Consider the following 2616-nt stretch of genomic DNA (forward strand, 5'->3'; position numbering starts at 1 on the left):
CTATTCAAACAGCTCGGCCTGGCGGATGACGCCGAATGMATCGATAAATTCATCGCCACCCATTMACCGCTAAAGCCCGAATTGCACCTTGCGGATGCGTTTTTCTGGAGCAACAGCCAGGCGCAGTTTTTGCGTGACGATATTTTGGWTGATGCGGATTGGGCGGAGGTGGTGGATCAGTTGGATGTGTTGTTGAGGAAGGGGCGGGGAGGGTAGGGCGGAACAGAGTATATGATTTTTCAGGTTGCCCCTAAAGCGTTAATAGACCAGTATAAAGACCTAAATTGAGGTCTTATATATGCAGAATGTTCTGGCCGACATGGCCGTTAGTGTGTCTGAATTGAAGAAAAATCCATCTGCAGTTTTGAGCGGTGCCCATGGTGGGCCTGTTGCCGTGCTCAATCACAATCGAGTAATGGGATATATGGTTCCTGCGGATGTTTTTGAGGCCATGATGGAACGCCTCGATGATCTTGAATTGGCGGAGATTGTTCGGTCTCGCCGTCATGAGATACCGGTCCCGGTAAAACTGGATGACTTATAAACTCGAATTCCTGCCGTCCGCACGCAAGGAGTGGGACAAACTTGGGCATACGTTGCGTGAGCAATTCAAAAAGAAACTGGCGGAGAGACTTGAGGTACCCCGGATCCCTTCCGATGCGCTGCACGGAATGCCTGACTGCTACAAAATCAAGTTGAAATCAGCTGGGTACAGGCTGGTGTATCAAGTTATAGAGGAGCGTGTAGTCGTTTCTGTTGTGGCAGTCGGAAAGCGAGAACGTAGTGCAGTTTACGGCCGAGCCAAACAACGCTAGCGGCCGGACAATATTTTGATTTCTGTCGCTTGCGCTCGCACGGCGGCATATCACGGCGATCTCCTCATCGAATGGATGTAGCGGCAACCCTGCCAATTTGTTTCAAAACTTGACCGCCTTTCCCTCCAAATGCGATATTGATAGTTAGCAAACTAACAGTGTGTATTTCTCCTCGTGCCGAAAAACCTCGACGCTCTCCAGATGAACATCAGCAGCTCCATGGTGGTGGCCGCCAGGCATTGGCGGAAGATCTGCCAGACCACTCTGGTCAACTATGGAATCTCCGAAGCCTGCGCCGTCCCCTTGTTGATGATCGGGCGACTGGGCGAGGGCGTGCGGCAGGTGACGGTAGCGCAGGCCGCGGGGATGGAGAGTCCGTCCCTGGTGCGTTTACTCGATCAGCTATGCCATTCGGGTTATGTCTGCCGCACCGAAGACGCCCATGACCGGCGCGCCAAATGCCTGAGCCTGACCGAAACCGGTCGCGAACTGCTGCAGGCAGTCGAAATCGAACTGGTGCGATTGCGTCATGAGGTGCTTGAAGGCATCGATCAAAGCGATCTGGAAGCTACGCTACGGGTACTGAGAGCCTTTGAAGCGGCGAATGCGCCGTCGGTGGTCAACCCTTGAGCGGATTTTTCACCGGAATGCCCGCGGCGCGGGACTGGTTCTACGGGGTGCGCACCTTTGCCGCCTCGATGATCGCGCTGTACATCGCCCTGCTCATGCAAATGCCGCGTCCGTATTGGGCGATGGCCACGGTCTACATCGTTTCCAGCCCCTTTGTCGGCCCTACCAGTTCCAAGGCGCTCTATCGTGCAATCGGCACCTTTGTCGGGGCGGCGGCGGCAGTTCTGTTCGTGCCGATGTTTGTCCAGAGTCCCTATGTATTGGTGGTGGTCATCGCGCTGTGGACMGGGATTTTGCTGTTCCTGTCCTTGCACCTGCGCACCGCCAACAACTACGCCTTGATGCTGGCCGGTTACACCTTGCCGCTGATCGCTCTGCCGGTGGTGAACAATCCGTTGGGGGTATGGGACGTCGCGGAAGCGCGTACTGAAGAAATCTTCCTCGGCATCGCCGTGGCTGCCGTGGTTGGTGCCATGTTCTGGCCTCGACGGTTGGCGCCGGTGTTCAACGATGCGGTGAGCAAGTGGTTTACCGATGCCTCGAGTTACAGCCTGCGTTTCCTCAGCCGTCAGGTGCAGCCGGATGAAGTCAGCGCGCTGCGCTCCGCCATGGTGGCGACCTTTAACACTCTGGAATTGATGATCGGTCAGTTACCGCACGAGGGTGCGCGGCGGCAAACCGTGCGAAATACCAAGGAACTGCGTGGGCGGATGATTCATCTGCTACCGGTGATCGACGCCCTCGACGATGCGCTGTATGCCCTTGAGCGGCGCACGCCCGAGCTGGTGGAGAAGTTCGCACCATTGCTGGCGGCCACCACTGAGTGGCTCAATCACAAAGATGCCGACCTTGCTCGCTGGCAGGCACTGAAAGCACAGCTTGAAGCGTTGCAACCGTCCGCCGAAGCATTGAGTGATCGCAAACAGCTGCTGTTCTCCAACGCGTTGTATCGCCTCGGCGAGTGGATCGATCTGTGGCAAGACTGCCGCAGCCTGCAATACGCCATCCAGAGCGAAAACCAGGACAGCTGGCGCGCGGTTTATCGCCATTGGCGCCTTGGTCGTCTGTCGCCATTTCTCGACCGGGGACTGATGCTCTACTCGGCGGTTTCCACGGTCAGCGCCATTATCGTCGCCTCGGTGCTGTGGATTCTGCTTGGCTGGACTGATGG

5 protein-coding genes are annotated in these 2616 nt (G+C 56.3%); all 5 read left to right on the plus strand.

What is annotated here, in order from left to right; translation table 11 throughout:
- On the plus strand, positions 1-216 hold a 216-nt coding region (locus AC1DRJ_RS24010; RefSeq protein ID WP_477804341.1), incomplete at its 5' end, for a DUF2789 family protein.
- An 82-nt stretch (positions 217-298) separates the two neighbouring features.
- Complete coding sequence (locus AC1DRJ_RS24015) at positions 299-544, plus strand: type II toxin-antitoxin system Phd/YefM family antitoxin (RefSeq protein ID WP_477804342.1); 246 nt, start codon at positions 299-301, stop codon at positions 542-544.
- A complete protein-coding gene (locus AC1DRJ_RS24020; RefSeq protein ID WP_477804343.1) occupies positions 534-815 on the plus strand; it encodes a type II toxin-antitoxin system RelE family toxin in 282 nt (93 codons plus the stop codon). Before AC1DRJ_RS24015 ends, AC1DRJ_RS24020 begins: the two co-directional genes overlap by 11 nt.
- 201 nt (positions 816-1016) lie before the next feature.
- Positions 1017-1445 carry a MarR family winged helix-turn-helix transcriptional regulator gene (locus tag AC1DRJ_RS24025; RefSeq protein ID WP_477804344.1) on the plus strand — a complete coding sequence of 143 codons (429 nt, stop codon included), beginning with the start codon at positions 1017-1019 and terminating at the stop codon, positions 1443-1445.
- Positions 1442-2616, plus strand: a 1175-nt coding sequence (locus AC1DRJ_RS24030) for an FUSC family protein (RefSeq protein WP_477804345.1), incomplete at its 3' end; no start/stop codon positions are given. The genes AC1DRJ_RS24025 and AC1DRJ_RS24030, both read left to right, overlap by 4 nt.

This window comes from Pseudomonas sp. P5_B2 (genome assembly GCF_056400445.1).

Excerpts from the sequence above, each read along its gene's own strand:
- AC1DRJ_RS24015 (WP_477804342.1), top strand. The coding sequence starts at position 299 with ATGCAGAATGTTCTGGCCGACATGGCCGTTAGTGTGTCTGAATTGAAG.
- AC1DRJ_RS24020 (WP_477804343.1), top strand. The coding sequence starts at position 534 with ATGACTTATAAACTCGAATTCCTGCCGTCCGCACGCAAGGAGTGGGAC.
- AC1DRJ_RS24025 (WP_477804344.1), top strand. The coding sequence starts at position 1,017 with ATGAACATCAGCAGCTCCATGGTGGTGGCCGCCAGGCATTGGCGGAAG.